The organism is Kitasatospora sp. NBC_01250 (genome assembly GCF_036226465.1).
Classification (GTDB): domain Bacteria; phylum Actinomycetota; class Actinomycetes; order Streptomycetales; family Streptomycetaceae; genus Kitasatospora.
Genome location: NZ_CP108476.1, coordinates 7,418,072 through 7,433,713 on the forward strand (window position 1 = coordinate 7,418,072; position 15,642 = coordinate 7,433,713).

At 76.3% G+C, this 15,642-nt stretch carries 11 protein-coding genes; 5 read left to right on the top strand and 6 right to left on the bottom strand.

Annotated features, from left to right (window positions below; translation table 11 throughout):
- The first annotated feature begins 227 nt into the window (after positions 1-227).
- Entirely contained in the window at positions 228-1,709 is a 1,482-nt protein-coding gene (locus OG500_RS31465) for a DNA-binding protein NsdB (RefSeq protein ID WP_327070210.1), read from the top strand.
- A gap of 52 nt (positions 1,710-1,761) precedes the next feature.
- Here OG500_RS31465 and OG500_RS31470 read toward each other — a convergent pair whose 3' ends face one another.
- Both OG500_RS31470 and OG500_RS31475 read right to left on the bottom strand, forming a co-directional pair.
- Complete coding sequence (locus OG500_RS31470) at positions 1,762-1,938, bottom strand: hypothetical protein (protein ID WP_327070211.1); 177 nt, start codon at positions 1,936-1,938, stop codon at positions 1,762-1,764.
- A gap of 157 nt (positions 1,939-2,095) precedes the next feature.
- Complete coding sequence (locus tag OG500_RS31475; RefSeq protein WP_327070212.1) at positions 2,096-2,449, bottom strand: hypothetical protein; 354 nt, start codon at positions 2,447-2,449, stop codon at positions 2,096-2,098.
- A 401-nt stretch (positions 2,450-2,850) separates the two neighbouring features.
- Between OG500_RS31475 and OG500_RS31480 the strand changes: the two genes are divergently transcribed.
- Positions 2,851-4,296 carry a HEAT repeat domain-containing protein gene (locus OG500_RS31480; RefSeq protein ID WP_329584955.1) on the top strand — a complete coding sequence of 482 codons (1,446 nt, stop codon included), beginning with the start codon at positions 2,851-2,853 and terminating at the stop codon, positions 4,294-4,296.
- Here OG500_RS31480 and OG500_RS31485 read toward each other — a convergent pair.
- The 4 genes from OG500_RS31485 to OG500_RS31500 form a co-directional block, all read right to left on the bottom strand.
- Positions 4,273-5,652, bottom strand: a complete 1,380-nt coding sequence (locus OG500_RS31485; protein ID WP_329584958.1) for an MFS transporter — start codon at positions 5,650-5,652, stop codon at positions 4,273-4,275. The genes OG500_RS31480 and OG500_RS31485 overlap by 24 nt on opposite strands.
- Before the next feature lie 4 nt (positions 5,653-5,656).
- On the bottom strand, positions 5,657-6,709 hold the full coding sequence (locus OG500_RS31490) for a MerR family transcriptional regulator (RefSeq protein ID WP_329584960.1): 1,053 nt from the start codon (positions 6,707-6,709) through the stop codon (positions 5,657-5,659).
- Between the two features lie 140 nt (positions 6,710-6,849).
- On the bottom strand, positions 6,850-7,497 hold the full coding sequence (pxpB, locus tag OG500_RS31495; protein WP_329584962.1) for a 5-oxoprolinase subunit PxpB: 648 nt from the start codon (positions 7,495-7,497) through the stop codon (positions 6,850-6,852).
- On the bottom strand, positions 7,497-8,273 hold the full coding sequence (locus OG500_RS31500) for a LamB/YcsF family protein (protein WP_327070217.1): 777 nt from the start codon (positions 8,271-8,273) through the stop codon (positions 7,497-7,499). Before OG500_RS31500 ends, pxpB begins: the two co-directional genes overlap by 1 nt.
- Positions 8,274-8,521: 248 nt before the next feature.
- On the opposite strand from OG500_RS31500, the gene OG500_RS31505 reads away from it, so the two are divergent.
- From OG500_RS31505 to OG500_RS31515, 3 genes are all read left to right on the top strand, one after another.
- On the top strand, positions 8,522-10,054 hold the full coding sequence (locus OG500_RS31505) for a hypothetical protein (RefSeq protein ID WP_442789266.1): 1,533 nt from the start codon (positions 8,522-8,524) through the stop codon (positions 10,052-10,054).
- A gap of 49 nt (positions 10,055-10,103) precedes the next feature.
- Entirely contained in the window at positions 10,104-10,961 is an 858-nt protein-coding gene (locus tag OG500_RS31510; protein WP_329584965.1) for a hypothetical protein, read from the top strand.
- A gap of 102 nt (positions 10,962-11,063) precedes the next feature.
- Positions 11,064-15,638: a hypothetical protein gene (locus tag OG500_RS31515; RefSeq protein ID WP_327070219.1), complete on the top strand. Its 4,575-nt coding sequence runs from the start codon at positions 11,064-11,066 to the stop codon at positions 15,636-15,638.
- Positions 15,639-15,642 lie beyond the last annotated feature (4 nt).

Genomic DNA, 15,642 nt, shown 5'->3' on the forward strand with positions numbered 1-15,642 from the left:
CGGGGCGGTCCGTCAGCCTGTGCGCTCGGACCGGTTCGGACCGCCGAGCCCAGTGCTGCCAAGGCCCGGAAGGATCCGGAGCCCCGGGGTGGGGTTGCGCATTCATAGCTGACACCTTGAGTGCACTGGCTCACCAGTTGGCGTGCCCTGGCGAAGCCTGGCGAATGCTCGCGTGGCACATGACAGCGCATTAGGCTCGAACCAGCCGAGGAGCCTGGGGGCTTGATGTGAGCAGCGGACCCAACACCAGACTCGCCGATCTGTTCGCCCTGACCGGTTGGTCGAAGGGTGAGCTGGCCCGGCTGGTCAACCGGCGTGGTGCGGCGATGGGGCAGCAGCAGCTCTCCACCGACACCTCGCGCGTGCGGCGTTGGATCGAGCGCGGGGAGGTGCCGCGCGATCCGGTGCCGCGGGTGCTGGCCGCGGTGTTCACCGAGCGGCTCGGCCGTGTCGTCTCCATCGAGGACCTCGGTCTGGCGCGACATCGGCGATCAAGTACGGCCGGGGCGGGTGGCGCCACGGCCGAAGAGCCGGAGCGGACGGCCGAGATCCTCACCGAGTTCACGGGAATGGATCTCATGCTCAACCGACGTCAACAGGCCGATACGGCCCCGGTACTGCCGGGCCTCTCAGCAATCCCCGACTCCCTGCACCGCTGGCTCTCCGGCGAGAGCGTCAGTTACGCCGCCGACCGTCCCGGTGCCCGCCGGGTGATCACCGGGCAACTGCCCGGGAGTTCGGGCAAGCCGATCGTGGACGTCTACGAGTCGGGGCCGGCCGGCGTGGAGGAGGTCGCGGCCCTGGAGCGCTCGTTCGAGGTCTTCCGGGCCTGGGACGCCTCCCGCGGCGGCGGCCTGCAGCGCAAGGCGGTGATCGGCCAGCTCAACGAGGTGGGCGGTCTGCTGACCCACCGCCATCCGCCGGAGCTGGCGCGCAGACTGTGGCTGGTGGCGGCCAACCTGGCCGCGCTGGCCGGCTGGATGTCGCACGACATCGGCCTGGAGGTCACCGGGCAGCGCTACTTCGTGATCGCCGCGCAGGCCGCCCGGGAGGCGGGCGACCGGCCCAGGGCGGGGGAGGCGATCTCGCGCTGCGCCCGCCAATTGCTGCACTACGGCCGGGCCGACGAGGCGCTCGACCTGATGCGGATGGCCCGTTCCGGTGCCGGGCCGGACACCTCGCCGCTGACCCGGGCGATGTTCAACACGGTCGAGGCCTGGGCGCAGGCCTCACTGGGCCGCTCCCAGGAGGTGGTGCGGCTGCTCGGGGAGGCCGAGGAGCTGTACGTGCGGGGGGTGGGCGAGCCGCAGCCGAGCTGGATGCAGACCTTCAACGAGGCCGAGCTGCGCGGTATGCAGTCGCTGGTCTACCGCACCCTGGCGGAGCACGATCCGGCGGCGGCGCCGCGGGCGGTGGCCCAGGTGGCGGACGCGATCCGGCTGCGCGAGGGGCAGGGACAGGAGCGGTCCGGCATCTTCGACCTGATCTCGTACGCCGCGGTGCACTGGATCACCGGGGAGCCGGAGCAGGGCGAGCTGCAGACCCGGGCGGTGCTGGCGAGGATCGGCGACACCTCCTCGCACCGCACCTGGGACCGGCTGCGGCGGATGGACGAGCTGGCCGCGCGCTACCAGGGGCTGCCCGCGGTGGCCGAGCTGCGGGCCGAGATCAGGGCGGCGGTGCCACCGGCCCGCCGCCCTGCCGGCTGAGGCCGACCGGTTCCCACCGCTCGGCGCGGATCCCTGGTCAGGGGGTCTCGACTCAGAGGGTGTCGACGGCCGCGCTGTGGACCTGGTCCCAGGCCTCCTGGACGTAGCGCTCGCGCTCGACCAGGCTCAGGGCCGGGAAGTACTCCTTGAGCCGCTCCACCACGGTCTGCTCGGGCTCGTGGCACTCGTGCAGCAGGAACGCGGCCTTGTGAAGAATCTGGCTGTCCATGATCGGTCCTCCCTCGGTGCAGGCCCGCCCTGTGCCGACGCTGCGGCCGACAGCATATGTGCGCTCGGCGGCAACTGATCGCCGGGGGCGCCGTGACACGGTGCCCGGGGCGGCGGTACAGAGAGAGGGGAGGCACGCGCGCGGCGTGGCCCGCGGCTCAGCCCGCGGTGCGCAGCACCATGCGCAGCGAGACCACCTGGCCGTCGGGGCCGAGCACCGGGCGGCCCGAGCAGTGCACGGCGGGGCCCCGGTCGCCGGGCGCCAGCAGGTGGACCACGCCGTCCAGCGGCCGGCCGTGGACCAGGGCCGCGGTCACCATCCGGCAGAGCGCCGGGCGGTCCTGCGGCACCAGTTGGCCCGGCAGCTGGTCGAGCGTGAGGGGGCCGAGGCCGGGATCGCGGGCGAGCACCTGGTAGGCGTCCGCCTCCCAGCGCACGGTGTCGCGGAGCAGGTCCCACTCGACGGCCGCCGTGGTCGGGGCCGGGGGAGCGCTGGGCAGGTGGAGACTCATCGACGTGTCCCACGGGGGTGAGGGTGACGGGCGGTGGGATGGTGTGGGACGACTGTCGCACACCATCACCCTCCGTGTGGGGGTAATGGCAGAAACAGCGGGACTTTTCATCTGGCATATGCCGGAAGCGTCTGCCGGCCGGGGTGGGCGAGGGCGGGCCGGCCGGACCGGGGCGCCGCCGCCGGATCGGCCCGCCCTGGTGGCCCAGTGGCCGGTGGGTCGGCCGGGCTCCCGGCAAAACCACTGGTCAGGGCCGGTTCTGCCGAGGCGGGTGCGTCCAGGGCGGCCAGGCGGTAACCTACGGTGATTCCGGCGCCCGGGCGCCCGCCCAGCGTGACCATCAGACCCCCGGCGACGGAAATCCCGTTGCCACGACGACCGCCGCAACGGATGCTGACCTCATGTTCGAGCCCGTGATAGCCCCAAGCGCCAGCCTCCTCGGCCTGCTCCAGCGAGGACGCGGTGACGGGCAGTTGCATGCGCTCGCAGCCGACCGTGACGAGGCGATCGCCGCCCTGGAGGAGTGCGTCACCAGCGACCCGCGCGCCGACTGGCAGGTCGAGAACCGCTCCCTCTACTACGCCCGCGTCTACATGGACCTGGAAGCCCCGCTCGGCGGCATCGAGCAGCACCTGAGCCACCCCGACGACCTGCTCGACCCCGACGAGCAGCGCACGGGCCTGGCGCTGGCGGTCCTGGGCCACCTGGCGGGCTACGGCCGGCGCGACGCGCTGCTGCTGCTGCGCCAGTACGCCGCCACCGGCAGCAACTGGGCCTGGGCGCTGGACGAGCTGGCGCTGCGCGACGAGGACGAGGCGCTGCTGGCGCTGGCCCCCGCCGTGCTGGGCCGCTTCCCGGCCACCGAGCAGGGCGAGGCGGACCTGCGCGCGGCGATCCGCGCCGCCTACGAACCACGCGCCTGGCGCCTGTGGGCCGAGCACCACCCGCGGGTGGCCGCCGCCAGCGAGCAGTCCCCCTTCGACCTGTGGCAACGGCAGCTGAACCGGGGCGGGGTGACCCCGGGCTGGAGCGTGGCCGACGTGCTCGCCTGGGCCGACCAGGCCGACACCGCGGCCCGCCCCGAGCCGGAGGCGGTCGAGCGCCGCGCCGCGGCTGCCGCGCGCTGCCTGGCCGCCGTGGCCCGGCCCGAGGACCGCGACACTCTGCTCGCCGCCGCCCGCGACGGTGCCGAGGGCGCCCGCCGGGCCGCGCTGCGGCACCTGGTCGACCAGGACGATCCGGCGCTCACCGAGCTGATCGAGGCCGCTGCCGCCGACGCCGACGAGCGGGTGGTGCGCGCCGCGCTCGAGGTGCTGGCCCGGATGCGCGGCCCGCGTGCCCTGGCCCGGGCCCGCCGTTGGGCCGACCCGGCCACCGGCGGCGCGGACAGCGCGCTCGGCGAGGCCGCGGTGCTGCTGCTCGCCGACATCGGCGAGCCGTCGGACGCCCCCGCGGTGGTGGCGGGCCTGCGGCGGTGGGTGCTGGTGCACGGCGTGCGCGGCGCCCAACTGGGCGGCCTGGTGGACGGTGTGGGGCGGCTGGCCGCCGCCGGCGCCGCTCCGATCCTGCGCCACATCTACGGTGAGGCGGCCTCCTCCGACCTGCGCGGCCGGGCCGCGCAGGCGCTGGCCGCCACCGACCGCTACTTCGCCTGCGGCACCGCGGTCGAGTGCCTGTGGGACTGTGAGGAGTCCACCCGGGAACTCGCCGCCCGCCACGTGGTGACCACCGGCGACGCCCGGGTGCTGGAGCGGCTGCGCAGGCTGGCCGCCGATCCCGCCGAGGAGGCCGAGGTGCACGCCGCGGTGCGTGGCCGGCTGACCTCACGCGGCCCGGCCGGGGCTTAGCTCGCGGGCTCGCGCCGCCACCGGGCCTGCCATCGCGCTCGCTGCCGACGGGCCTGCGGCCGCCGCGCTCGCCGGTACCGGGTCTGGTGCCGCCTGGGAGCTCGGCGGCGCGCTGCCCGCCGATGCCGGGGCGCGGTAGCGCCAGAGGGCCGGACAGGCCGCCGCGGTGGCCAGCATCACCAGCACCACCAGCACGCCGCCGCCGCCGATCGCCCAGCTCGTCCCGTACGCCGCACCCGCCGCGCCGTGCGCCAGGCCCGCCAGCCGTGGCCCGCCGGCGGCGATCACGGTGTCGGCGCCCTGCAGCCGCCCGCGCATCGCGTCCGTCACGGCGTCCTGCAGGATCGTCTTGCGGAAGGCGCTCAGCACCACCAGCGCCCCGCCGCCCGCCGCCAGCAGCGCCGCCGCCGGCCAGAGCGAGCGGACCAGGCCGAAGCCGGCCATCGCCAGCCCCCAGGCGCAGACCGCGCCCACCACCATCGCGCCGTGCCGCCGGATCCGGCTGAAGCTGCCCGAGCAGCCGCCCGCGAGCAGTGCGCCGACCGAGAGCGCGGCCGACAGCACGCCGATCACCGGCCCGCCGGCCGGCTCGCCGAACACCTCGCGGGCCCGCTGCGGGAAGAGCGCCACCGGCATGCCGAAGAACATCGCGGTGAAGTCGGCGAGGTAGGCGGCCAGCAGGATCCGACAGCCGACCAGGTGGCGCAGACCGGCGCCGATCGAGCGCGCTGCGGGCCGGGGCGCAGCGCCCCCGGCGGGCGGCATCGCGGGCAGCCGCCGCACGCCGAGCAGCGCGCCCAGCAGGGCGAGGGCGTCCAGCAGGTAGAGCGGGGCCAGGCCGCCCGCCGCGAGCAGCGCACCGGCCAGCAGCGGTCCGCCGATGCCGCCGAGCCAGCTCACCGTGGACTGCAGCGCGTTGGCGGCGGGCAGCAGCTCGGCGGGCACCAGGCGGGGCACCACCGCGCCGCGGACGGCGGTGTTGGCCCCGAAGCAGGCCTGCTGGGCGGCGATCAGGAGCAGCAGGGCGAGCGGGTCGGCGCCGCCGGCGGCGGCCTGGGCCCAGAGCAGCAGCGAGCAGAGCGCGATGCCCGCGTTGCCGAGCAGCAGCACCCGGCGCCGGTCGGTGCTGTCGGCCAGCGCGCCGCCCCAGAGCGCGGCGAGCACCAGCGGCAGCAGTCCGGCCGCACTGCCCAGACCCACCCAGAGCGAGGAGCCGGTCCGGTGGAAGAGCTGGAGCGGCACCGCGAAGGCGGTGAGCTGCCCGCCCACGGCGGTGACGGCGGAGCCGAGCCAGAGCCGGCGGAAGGCGGGCAGTCGCAGCGGCCGGGTGTCGAGGAAGGCGGTGCGCAGCGGCATCGCCTCAGCCCGCCTCGGTGCCGGCCGGCTCGGCGACCACGTCGGCCACCGCGCAGGCGATGTTGTCCGGGCCGCCCGCCCGGTTGGCCAGCGCGATCAGCTGCTGCACCAGCTGCTCGGGTTCGGCGATCGTGCTCACTGCGGTGTGCAGCCGGGACTCGGGCACCACCGCGCTCAGCCCGTCCGAGCAGAGCAGGTAGCGGTCCCCGGCCCTGGCGGTGTGCAGCGACAGGTCGGGCCGGGCGTCGCCGACCGGCCCGCTCAGCGCGCGCAGCAGCAGCGCGCGCTGCGGGTGCGAGGCGGCCTCCGCGGCGGTGATCCGGCCCTCGTCCACCATCGCCTGCACGAGCGTGTGGTCGTGGGTGATCTGGAACAGCTCGCCCTCCCGCAGCAGGTAGGCCCGGGAGTCCCCGATGTGCACCAGGGCCAGTCGGGAGCCGGTCAGCAGCAGCGCGGTGAGCGTGGTGCCCGCCTTGCCCGGCACCGCCCCGACGCCGGTGCGCACCGCCTCGGCCAGCGCGTTCAGCAGGTCGCCCGGACCCACGGCGGCCGCGTCGAAGCCCTTCAGGGCCGCCACCGCGGCCCCGGCCGCCTGCGGGCCGCCGAAGCCGTCCGCGACGGCCACCAGCGCGCCGCCCGCGTAGGCGGCGTCCTCGTTGCGGGCCCGGACCAGGCCCTGGTCGGTGCGGGCGGCGTAGCGCAGCCCGAGCGTGGTGGTCATGGTGGTCCTCCCGGTGAGGTGGTCGACGAGGAGGGCGACCAGGTCCTGCCGGGCGGCGGTGTCGGCCAGCACGGTGTCCCAGTAGGCGGTCAGCTCGCGGGCCGCCTGCTCGGGCGCCAGCTCGCAGAGCCGGCCGATCCGGGCCAGCGGCAGGCCGATCCGGCGCAGGTGGGCGACCAGCCGGGCGCGCTCCAGCTGCTCGCGGCGGTAGAAGCGGTAGCCGGAGACCGGGTCCACCTCGGCCGGGCGCAGCAGGCCGAGCTCGTCGTAGAGCCGCAGCGCTTTCGGCGTCAGCCCGCAGGTCCGGGCGAAGGCGCCGATGGTGAACCGGTCCATCCGTGGGTCCTCCTCGTACCGGGCGTTCGGCCCGGTGGGAAGGATGCTGGGCCTTCCCCCAGGGGGAAGGTCAACGGGGACGGACGATCACCGCCGGGGCCGGCACGAAACGTACCGGAGCGCCCGGGCGCGGCCACCGCTCAGCCCGTCACCGGACCGGGGACGGGGACGAACCGCACCCGCGCGCCCGGGCGCAGCAGCGCGGGCGGCTCCCGGTCGGCGTCCCAGAGCACCAGGTCGGTGTGGCCCAGCAGCTGCCAGCCGCCGGGGGAGGAGCGCGGATAGACCCCGGTGTACTCGCCGGCCACCGCCACCGCGCCGGGCGGCACGGCGGCGCGCGGGGTGGCCCGGCGGGGCACGGCCCGGTCGGCGGGCAGGCCGGTCAGGTAGCCGAAGCCGGGCGCGAAGCCGCAGAACGCCACCCGGTACTCGATCCCGCTGTGCAGCGCCACCGCCTGCGCGGGCGTGACCCCCCAGTGCGCGGCCACCGCCGCCAGGTCGGCGCCGTCGTAGACGGTCGGGACCTCGATCAGCGGCCCCTCGGGCGGGGCGTCCCCGGCCACCCGCCAGCTGCCGAGCCGCCCGGCCAGCTCGGCGGGCCTGGGCAGGCCGTCCAGCAGCACGGTGCGCGCGGCCGGGACGATCTCGGTGGCCCCGCCGAGCCCGCCGCGCGCCCGTTCGGCCAGCAGCCGGGCGTAGAGCGCGGCCACCTGCGGCCCCGAGTCGACCTCCAGGAGCAGCGCGTGGTCGCCCACCGCCCGGACCGTCACGGTGCCCTGGCGGTCCATCAGGTGAACGCCTCGACCCGGATCCCGGCCGAGGCCAGCGCCCCGCGCACTCGCCAGGCCAGCTGGGTGGCGCCCGGGGTGTCGCCGTGGACGCAGAGCGAGCGGGCGTCGACGGCCACCGGCTCGCCGCCGATCGCCGTCACCAGGCCGTCCCTGGCCATCCCGACCGCGCGCGCGATCACCGTCTCGGGATCGTGCACCACGGCGTCCGCGTCGGTGCGCGGGACGAGCGTGCCGGCCCAGGTGTAGGCCCGGTCGGCGAAGGCCTCGGTCACCGCGGGCAGGCCCACCCCCTCGGCCACCGCCAGCAGCTTGGAGCCCGGCAGCCCGAGCACCGGCAGCGGCCCGTCGCAGACCGCGCCGGCCCGCAGCACGCCCGCGACCACCGCCTCGGCCTGCTCGCTGTCGGCCACCACCCGGTTGTAGAGCGCGCCGTGCGGCTTGACGTAGCTCACCCGGGAGCCGGCAGCGCGGGCGAACACCTGCAGGGCGCCGATCTGGTAGGCCACCTCGTCGGCCAGCTCGTCGGGCGGCACGTCCATCGCCCGGCGGCCGAAACCGGCCAGGTCCCGGTAGGAGACCTGGGCGCCGATCCGCACGCCGCGCTCGGCGGCCAGCGCGCAGACCCGGCGCATCGTGGCGGGGTCGCCCGCGTGGAACCCGCAGGCCACGTTGGCGCTGGTCACGACCGAGAGCAGGGCTTCGTCATCGGTCAGCGTCCAGCGTCCGAACCCCTCGCCGAGGTCCGCGTTGAGATCGATCACCGCACCGGTCACGAGCGATTGCCTCCCAGAGCTGCTGCGGATGCCCAAGGGGGATGGTAGGGCCTCTCGGTTGGCCGGAGCCGCCCCGGTCACCCCGTTGGCTGTGCGGGGCGTGCGCCTGATTGCGCAGCGGACGGTTCGGCGCGCTCCGGGCGGCCGATCGGCCGGGCCTTTGGGTACGAGTGCGCCGGTACCGGGAGAAAGGGGTACAGCCACCCCGTTTCGGACCATGTCCCTGTGGGGCCCTAATCTTGTCCACCGTGACCGTCATCGCAGATCAACCCGCCGAGCGTGAGCTCCGCCCGCCCGCCGGCGGCACCCGCCCCGCGCCCGGGCCGGCGGCCGACGAGGGCCTGGCCCGTCGGCTGAAGGCGCTGGCCTGCACCGCGCCGCTGCACGACCTGGACAACCGCAAGGTGAACCTGGCCGGCGAGTACGGCGGTTACGCGATGGCCGAGGTCGGCCTGGCGGCGATCGACCTGGTCACCCTGCACATGGACTTCGACACCGGCGCGGACCGCGAGATAGTGCTCGCCCGCCTGCTGCCCAGGGTCGCCGCCCAGCACCCCGAGCGCTCGGGCACCGAGCACCAGCGGGTGGCCCGCTGGGTGCTGGAGTCGCTGATCAACGTCGGCAGCGTGGACCGCGGCTTCCGCGCGGTCTACGGCACCTTCGCCGCCGACGGCGGCTACGTCCGGCGCGACTACGACTTCAAGCTGATCGAGGAGGTCCCCGGGCCGGACGGCGGGGTCTACCTGCGCACCACCGACGAGGCGGTCAACGTCCTGGTCGGCGCGCTGGACACCGACGTCACCTCCGCCCAGATCGCCGCCGAGGTCAAGCTGGAGGTGCTGATCCGCCGCGGCCGGCTGGCCGACGCGCAGCTCGCCGCCGAGCAGGCCCGCTACCGCACCGTCCAGTACGCCGAGACGCTGCGCCGCGCGCTGGACGCCACCCGGCGCAACGTGCGGGCCGTCGACTGGATGCGGGCCGTCCCCGACCTGATCGACGAGGCGCTCGACCACATCGCCGACCGCTACCGGCACGAGAACGCGATCCTCACCAACATCCGCCGGGCCCGCGACGAGGCCGAGAGCGCGGAGCACAAGCGGCAGGCCGCCGAGCTGGTCGACATCGTCAAGGACTGCATCCGCCGGCACACCCAGCTGCAGACCAGGCTGCTGGAGGCCGGGCCGCTGTTCCGCGCCGAACAGGACCGCCAGGCCTTCGCCGCGCCCACCGCCCGCTCCGGCATCGACCTCTACGGGCACCTGCTGGCGCCCGTGCTGCGGCTGCCGATAGACCAGGCGATCCGGCCCACCGACGCGTTCTTCGCCCGCGGCACCGGGCTGCGCACGCCCACCGCCACCCGGCTGGCCGACCTGGTCGACCTGCTGCTCACCCCGCCGGTGGAGCGCGAGCACCTGGGCGCCGAGCTGCCGGACCCCGACCTGGTGGCCACCCCCGACGACAGCCGCTTCTCCGAGGCCCAGCTGGAGGCCGCCCTGGTGCTGCTCGACCTGCCCGCGGACGCGCCGCGCCGGCTCTCCGGCCTGCTCGCCGACGCCCGCCGGCAGGACCCGGAACTGCCGTACCTGGTCGCGCTGCTGGCGGTGCACGCGGCCAGCCCGCCGGTCGGCACCGCCTACCGCCAGGGCGAGGAGCGGCTGCTCTTCGCGGTCGACGACGGCAGCACGCTCGCCGACCCCGAGTTCGGCGGCGCCGACCTGATCGTCGGCAGCGCGCTGCTGGACGCGGTCGGCATGGCGGCGGACCGGCAGGACGCCCAGTGACCAGCACCCATCAGCCCCAGGCCCTCACCCGTACCCAGGAGCACCTCTCGTGACGACGCCGCACGACGACGCCCAGCCGCGCGAGAGCGCGGTCACCCCCGCGGACGTCGCCGACGCCGCCCGGCTGGTCTCGTTCGGTCTGCAGGCCAAGCTGCTGCCCGCGCGCGACGCCGAGTACACCGAGCTGGTCCGCCGCCACCGCGAGGACCCGCCGTTCGCCCGGCTGGCCGACGCGGTGGCCACCGGGCTCGGCCTGGTGGTGCTGGAGGTCTCGGTGCGGGCCGGCATGGCGCTGGCCGCCGCCGAGGACTCGGTCTTCGCGGTCAAGATGGGCGACTACTCGCGCCGCGCCGCCTCCGAGACCACCGACCGCTTCCTGCACGGCCTGGCACACCTGGCCGTCGCCGCCCTGGCCTTCCCCCGCCCCGAGGACCTGGCCGACGAGGGCTACCTGGGCCGGGTGACCGTCAACGGCGTGGACGCCTTCGTCCGCCAGGCCTGCCGCCGGCTGGAGGAGCAGGCCGAGCAGGCCGGCGACAACACCGACCCGGCCAGCGACGCCCCGGGCCTGGAGGCGGCCTGGCGGGTCTGGGCCCGCCGCTCCACCACCGGCGCCACCAAGGACGCCCGCCGGCTGGCCGGCTCCACCATCGGGATCACCGGCAAGGCGGTGGCCTTCCTGGTCGACTCCGGCTTCCTGCAGAAGACTTCGGACGATGCCGGCGGCACCTACCGCACCACCGCCCGCTACCAGCTCCAGGTGCGCGACCTGGCGGGCAGCGCCGCGATGGCCGAGCTGCTCGACCTGGGGGTGGTCCCGGTGACCGACGGCACGGCCACCCTGCTGCCCGCCGACCAGAGCGAGGAACTGGTGGCCGACGCCGGCCTGCCGTTCCACTCGCTCTGAGTCCGGGCGCTTCCGAGTCCGCCCGCCCGGGCGGACAGCCGCTCGGAGTCCGTGAGTCCGTCGCCGTGAGTCCCCGAGACCTCCCTAGCTGAAAGTCGGTTCATGTACGAGCTCAACCGGGTCCGCCTCTACTCCATCGGCCCGGCCGGCGCCCGCTATGCCGACACCGTGCTGGACCTGCGCGGTGTCGGTGAGCCGGTGGCCAACCCCGCCCCGCAGCAGCCGGGCCTGTTCGGCGAGGAGCCGCAGGGTCCGCCGCGCCGCCCGGCCCCGGCCGGTGTGCTCTTCCTGGAGAACGGCGGTGGCAAGTCGGTCCTGCTCAAGCTGATCTTCTCGGTGATGCTGCCGGGCCACCGCAACACGCTCGGCGGCGCCAGCTCCGGCGTGCTGCGCAAGTTCCTGCTGGCCGACGACTGCGGCCACGTGGCGCTGGAGTGGCAGCACACCGTGACCGGCGAGCTGATCGTGGTCGGCAAGGTCAGCGAGTGGCGCGGGCGTCAGGTCTCCTCCGACCCGCGCAAGTTCGCCGAGACCTGGTACTCCTTCCGGCCCGGCCCCGGCCTGAGCCTGGACGCGCTGCCGGTCGCCGAGCGGGCCCCCCTCGGCGACCCCAGCGCCCGCCCGCGCGGCCGGCGCCGCACCATGAAGGGCTTCCGCGACGCCCTCACCGAGGCCGGCAAGGCCTACCCGTACCTCGACCTCACCTTCGAGGACGGCCACGACCGCTGGACCGAGCACCTCGGTGACCTCGGCCTGGACCCCGAACTCTTCCGCTACCAGCGCGAGATGAACGCCGACGAGGGCGAGGCGGCCGGTCTCTTCGCGGTCAAGCACGACGCCGACTTCACCGACCTGCTGCTGCGCGCGGTCACCGACACCCGGGACACCGACGGCCTGGCCGACCTGGTGCACGGCTTCGCCGCCAAGCTCGGCCGGCGCGGCGAACTGACCGCCGAGCGCGACTTCACCGGCGGCTCGCTCGACCTGCTGGAGCGGATCGTCACGGCCACCACCGCCCGCGAGACGGTCCGCGAGGCGCACCGCGGCGCCGAGCGCCGCACCCGCCGCCTCGCCCAGGCGCTCGCCGCCCGGGCCGGCGCCGAGCGGGACCGGGCTCAGGACCTCGCCATCGAGGTGGCCGCCGCCGCGAGCGCGGTCACCGCCGCCGAGGGCGACCGGACCCGGCACGCGCTGATCACCGCCGAGCTGACCCACCGGCACGCCACCCTGAGCCTGGCCGCCGCCACCACCGAGGCCGCCGGGCTGCGCCGCGAACTGCTCGACGCCCGCACGCTGTACTCCGCCTGGCAGGCCGCCGAGGCCGTGCTGCGCCAGCGCGCCGCCGCCGACCGGGCGGCCCGGGTTGCCGTCGCGATCCGGGAGGCCGAGCTGGACGCCGCCCCGGCGCTGGCCGCCCGCGCCCAGGCCGCCGGTGCGCTCGCCCACGCGCTGGAGGCCGCCGCCGGCACCGCCGAGGAGCGGGCCGAGGCCGAGGAGGCCCGCTCCGCCGAGCTGCAGGAGGACGGCGCCCGCGCCCAGGCCGACTCGCTGGCCGCCGCCACCGCCGCACAGAAGGCCCGTTCGGACGCCGAGCACCTGCGCCAGCGCCTGGCCGAGGTCGAGCAGGAGACCCAGGCCGCGGTGGCCGCCGGCTGGATCGACCCGACCACCGAGGAGCCCGACCCGGCCCGCGCCGCGCTGCACGCCGCCGACGCCGAACAGGCCGCCACCGCCGGCCTGGAGCAGGCCCGCGCCGCCGCCGAGCAGGCCACCGCCCGCACCCGCGAGGCCGCCGCCGCCGAGGGCCGCGCCGAGCTCGCCGCCGCGCGGGCCAGCGACGCCCGCAGCGCCACCCAGCGCGCGCTGGCCGCCGAGCGGCGCACCGCCGTGCAGCTGGCCGCCGAGCCCCGGCTGGCCGAGCTGCTGGGGCTGGATCCCTACTACGACGGCGAGGGTGACGACGCCTCGGGTGCCCTCACCCCCGACGTGCTGGACCGCGCCGCCGAGGACCTCGCGGAGCTGCTCGAAGGCGCGGTGAGCAGCGCCGAGCGGACCCTGTTCGACCTGCGCACCGCTGCCGCCGACGACTCCCGGATCCTGGCCGCGCTCGGCGACGGCGGTCTGCTGCCGCCCGGCCCCGACGTGCTCGCCACCGTGGAGTTCCTCGGCGAACAGGGCGTGCCCGCGCTGCCCGGCTGGCGCTACCTGGCCCAGTCGGTCGACCCGCTGGACCACGAGGCGATCCTGGCCGCCCGCCCCGAACTGGTCGACGGCGTGGTGGTCACCGACCCGTCCTCGCTCGAGCGGGCCCGGGAGGCGCTGCAGGCCGCCGCGCTGCTGCCGCGCTCCACCGTCGCGGTCGGCACCGCCGCCGCGCTGATCGCCCCGATCACCGACGAACCGACGTTCTTCCTGGTGCCGCCGAACCCGGCCATGCACGACGAGTCCGCCGCCGACACCGAGCGCCGCGAGCTGCGCGCGCGGGCCGGCGCCCGTGACGAGCAGATCCGCACGCTCGCCGCCCGGCTCGGCGCCGACCGCGCGCTCGCCGCCCGGCTCGCCTCCTGGCAGGCCAGCTGCCCGCCCGGCACCCTGGCCGAACTGGCCGAGGCCACCAGCGCCGCCGCCGAGCAGGCCGAGCTCGCCGCCGCCCAGCTCGCCGCCGCCCGGGCCGACCACACCGAGGCCGAGGCCGACCGGGTGGCCGCCGTCGCCGTCCACGAGGAGCGCCGGGAGGCCGCCCAGCAGACCCGCCGCCGCGCGGACGCGCTGGCCGGCCTCGCCTTCCGGCTGCGCGAGCGGCCCAGCTGGACCCGCTCGCTGCGCGAACTGGCCGAGGACGCCGCCGAGTGCGAGCGCCGCCAGGCGGCCTGCGCCGAGCGCGCCCAGGCCTGCGACGAGGACCGCCGCGCCGCCCAGCGCGCCGCCGACGACGCCCGCCGCACCGCGCGCACGCTGCGCGCCGAACGCGCCGAGCTGTCCGGCATCGTCACCCCCGCCGAGGAGCTGCCCACCGCCTCGCTGCCCGCGCTGCGCGAGGCCTACCGGGCCGCCGCCCAGCTCTACGAGAAGGTCGGTGTGGGCGCCGACCTGCGCGCCGAGCAGGCCCGCGCGGAGAGCGACGAGACCGCCGCGCAGGCCGAGCTGGACCGGCTGACCAACAAGGTCCGCACCCGTGCCGAGGAGCTGCTGAACAGCCCCGACGGCGCCGACGGCCCGGCCCGGCAGGCCGCCGCCGGCCGCGCCGAGGAGCTGGTCGCCACCATCGAGGCGCGCTCGGCCGTCGCCAGCGAGCAGCTCGGCCGGCTGCGCGGCGAGGTCGAGCGCTCGGCCCCGGCCGGCGGCGAGGAGGCGCACACCGAGCTGCCCGCGGAGCTCGTCCCCACCGACCCCGAGCACGCCCAGCAGCTGCTGCGCGTGGCCACCGGCGAACTGGCCGAGCGGCGCGAGGCGTTGGAGAGTGCCCGGATCGAGCACGGCGAGCTGCTGCGCACCCTGCAGTCCGCGCAGTCGGCCGCCGCCGACTTCGACGAGGCGGCCGCCCAGCTGCGCGACGGTCTGCGCGACCACGCCCCCGACGAGGGCGAGGCGCCCACCGAGCCGTACCTGGACTCGCTCGCCGAGGCCCGCAGCGCGGCCACCGAGACCCGCCGCGCGCTGCGCACCGCCTCCGCCGAGCTGACCGCCGCCGACCTCGCGGTGCGCGACGCGAGCGACGCGCTGGTCCGGCACGCCAACGCGGCCCGCTACGAGGCCGTGCGCACCCCCGCCCGCCAGCAGATCCGCGAACTGCCGGCCGCCGCGCTGCCCGAGCACGCCGCCGCCTGGGCCGCCGCCTTCGCCCCCCGGCTGCGGGTGCTCACCGACGAGCTGACCCAGCTGGAGCGCAACCGCGGCTCCATCGTGGACCGGCTGCGCGGACTGGTGGAGAGCTCGCTGGCCACGCTGCGCGCCGCCCAGCGGCTCTCCCGGCTGCCCGAGGGGCTGGGGGAGTGGTCGGGCCAGGAGTTCCTGCGGATCCGCTTCGAGGACCCGGACCAGACGGTGCTCGCCGAACGGCTCGGCGAGGTGATCGACGAGGCGACCATGGCCGCCGTGCGCAAGAACTCCGACCTGCGGCGCGACGGCATGTCCCTGCTGCTGCGCGCGGTGGCCGCCGCGATCGGGCCCAAGGGCGTCTCGGTGGAGATCCTCAAGCCCGACGCGGTGCTGCGCGCCGAGCGGGTGAGCGTGGGTCAGATGTCCGACGTCTTCTCCGGCGGCCAGCTGCTGACGGCGGCCATCGCGCTCTACTGCACGATGGCCGCGCTGCGGGCCAACGACCGCGGCCAGTCACAGCTGCGGCACGCGGGCACGCTCTTCCTGGACAACCCGATCGGGCGCGCCAACGCCACCTACCTGCTGGAGCTGCAGCGCGCGGTGGCCGACGCGCTGGGCGTCCAGCTGATCTACACCACCGGGCTGTTCGACACCACCGCGCTGGCCGAGTTCCCGCTGGTCATCCGGCTGCGCAACGACGCCGACCTGCGGGCCGGGCTCAAGTACATCTCGGTCGAGGAGCACCTGCGCCCCGGCCTGCCGGCCCCGCAGGACCCGGACGGCCCGGTGATCCACGGCGAGATCACGGCCACCCGGATGTTCAAGCGCCCGGCGGAGGCGGCGGTTGCGACGGACTGAGGCC

Excerpts from the sequence above, each read along its gene's own strand:
- OG500_RS31470 (WP_327070211.1), bottom strand. The coding sequence starts at position 1,938 with ATGGACAGCCAGATTCTTCACAAGGCCGCGTTCCTGCTGCACGAGTGC.
- OG500_RS31475 (WP_327070212.1), bottom strand. The coding sequence starts at position 2,449 with ATGAGTCTCCACCTGCCCAGCGCTCCCCCGGCCCCGACCACGGCGGCC.
- OG500_RS31480 (WP_329584955.1), top strand. The coding sequence starts at position 2,851 with ATGTTCGAGCCCGTGATAGCCCCAAGCGCCAGCCTCCTCGGCCTGCTC.
- OG500_RS31485 (WP_329584958.1), bottom strand. The coding sequence starts at position 5,652 with ATGCCGCTGCGCACCGCCTTCCTCGACACCCGGCCGCTGCGACTGCCC.
- OG500_RS31490 (WP_329584960.1), bottom strand. The coding sequence starts at position 6,709 with ATGGACCGGTTCACCATCGGCGCCTTCGCCCGGACCTGCGGGCTGACG.
- pxpB (WP_329584962.1), bottom strand. The coding sequence starts at position 7,497 with ATGGACCGCCAGGGCACCGTGACGGTCCGGGCGGTGGGCGACCACGCG.
- OG500_RS31515 (WP_327070219.1), top strand. The coding sequence starts at position 11,064 with ATGTACGAGCTCAACCGGGTCCGCCTCTACTCCATCGGCCCGGCCGGC.